Origin of the sequence: Pseudorhodobacter antarcticus, from assembly GCF_900110135.1 — a bacterium.
Lineage (GTDB): Bacteria > Pseudomonadota > Alphaproteobacteria > Rhodobacterales > Rhodobacteraceae > Pseudorhodobacter > Pseudorhodobacter antarcticus.
On record NZ_FOCO01000112.1, the window covers coordinates 1 to 1254 of the forward strand.

The following is a 1254-nucleotide window of genomic DNA, read 5'->3' on the forward strand; positions in this document are numbered from 1 at the left end:
GGTTTACTCATACCACACAGCTACCATGCTGGATTCACAAGATGAATCCCTCATGGGATTTGTGCAACAGAGCCTCATATCATCCATCCGCAAATGTTGCAGGCCTGTGGACGCCGCATGACGGTCGCTGATCCGCTCGGCACGGCTGTCGATCTTGCGTTGCTCTGCCAAGGAAAGCCGAATGTCGTCGGACAGATCTAGCCATTTCTGCGGATCTGGTGTGCCATCTTCGTTCAAAGGACGCTCCCACCCCTTTTGGGTTGCCAGCAGGCCGCGCCGAAAGCTTGCAAGCCTTGCGCTGATCTTGCTCTTCGACAGGGTCGGATTTGGAAAATTGGCATAGATGAAACGAAAGGAAGTCATGGCGATGGTCCATCGAAAAGATTGAAGGAAACAGGCCGGAGGGCCTGCAGGCTGACAATGCCGGCGCAAAGATCAGATGATTGAGGGCTTGCGCACGACCGACGTCGCGACGTTGCGCCAGTCGATGCCCTCGAACAGGGCGTCGAACTGGACCCTCGAAAGGGTAATGGGTTCGGAACCCGGCTTCGGCCAGATGAACTGCGTGCCGTTCAGGCGCTTCATGACCAGAACCAGACCGGTCCCGTCCCAGACGATCATCTTGAGGCGGTCCGCGCGGCGGGATCGGAACACATAGATCGCCCCGTCGAACGGATCGCGATCAAAATGTTCGGCAACATGACCGGCAAGCCCGTCCATGCCCTTCCGGAAATCGACAGGCTGGGTCACAAGGAAGATCCGGAAGTTGCCGGCCGGGGTAATCATTGTCCCGCCCTCAGGGCGCGCAGGATTTCGGCCAGGTGGGTGCCAGGGTAGCCGACCGGGATCGATAAAACCATGTCGCCCAGATGAAGGTCACATGCGATGCCGAGTTTCGGCTGTGAGTTGTGCGAATGCGACCTCGCAACACCAACCACCTCAACGATTCCGAGCCTGTCGACGGGGCGCGACAGTGCATCCCGGTGATCCTTCACCCACTTCGAGACAAGGGATTCCTTTGCGCCAACCTGACGGGCAATGACGGCGATTTTTTCTCCACCCTCGATACGCTCGATGATCTTGACCTTGAGCTCATCCGGCCACTTAAAGCGTCCGCTTGGTCTGCGGGGCACCCAGCCCCCCCACACTTCGTGACCTCCGCTTGTCTTATGAAGGTCCCAGCTTTTGTGCGAAACAAGAGCCACAGACAAGCATTTTGAAATGCTTGTCTGTGGTGGTGGTTGGATCGTTTAG

3 protein-coding genes are annotated in these 1254 nt (G+C 57.3%); all 3 read right to left on the bottom strand.

The window, feature by feature from the left end; translation table 11 throughout:
- Positions 1 to 3 precede the first annotated feature (3 nt).
- Positions 4 to 363 carry a hypothetical protein gene (locus BMY36_RS19120; RefSeq protein ID WP_050519444.1) on the bottom strand — a complete coding sequence of 120 codons (360 nt, stop codon included), beginning with the start codon at positions 361 to 363 and terminating at the stop codon, positions 4 to 6.
- Between the two features lie 72 nt (positions 364 to 435).
- Positions 436 to 786, bottom strand: a complete 351-nt coding sequence (tnpB, locus tag BMY36_RS19125) for an IS66 family insertion sequence element accessory protein TnpB (RefSeq protein WP_050519443.1) — start codon at positions 784 to 786, stop codon at positions 436 to 438.
- The gene (locus BMY36_RS19130; RefSeq protein ID WP_175469352.1) at positions 783 to 1133 is read right to left on the bottom strand and encodes a transposase; all 351 of its coding nucleotides are present in this window, start codon (positions 1131 to 1133) and stop codon (positions 783 to 785) included. The genes tnpB and BMY36_RS19130 overlap by 4 nt, the downstream gene beginning before the upstream one ends.
- Positions 1134 to 1254 lie beyond the last annotated feature (121 nt).

Coding starts and splice junctions, on each gene's coding strand:
- BMY36_RS19120 (WP_050519444.1), bottom strand. CDS start 363: ATGACTTCCTTTCGTTTCATCTATGCCAATTTTCCAAATCCGACCCTG.
- tnpB (WP_050519443.1), bottom strand. CDS start 786: ATGATTACCCCGGCCGGCAACTTCCGGATCTTCCTTGTGACCCAGCCT.